At 38.5% G+C, this 353-nt stretch carries 1 protein-coding gene; it reads left to right on the top strand.

Annotation, left to right across the window (positions count from 1 at the left end; all coding sequences use genetic code 11):
- The coding region (locus M595_RS28675) for an RNA-guided endonuclease InsQ/TnpB family protein (protein ID WP_023070050.1) at positions 1-353 on the top strand (353 nt) is incomplete at both ends.

Consider the following 353-nt stretch of genomic DNA (forward strand, 5'->3'; position numbering starts at 1 on the left):
AAGCATTTAAACCGCCACCAAAAGAATTTAGCCCTCAAACAGAAAAAACTTTCTCGAAAAACTCAAGGAAGTAAATCGAGAAAGAAATTCAGGAAAAAGGTGGCTAATGTTCACGAGAGAATAGCTAATTCCCGCCAAGATTTCTTGCACAAGTTATCAAGAAAGTTGGTAGATGAAAGCCAAGTCATTGTCGTTGAAAATCTCAACGTCAAGGGGATGGTTAAGAATCGTTTGTTATCCAAGTCAATATCTGATGTTGGATGGGGGATGTTTGTAAACTTTATGGATTACAAGCTCCGACAAAAAAGCGCAAAACTCATAGAAGTTGATCGCTTCTTCCCCAGTTCCAAAAC

It is taken from the genome of Lyngbya aestuarii BL J, assembly GCF_000478195.2.
GTDB lineage: Bacteria > Cyanobacteriota > Cyanobacteriia > Cyanobacteriales > Microcoleaceae > Capilliphycus > Capilliphycus aestuarii.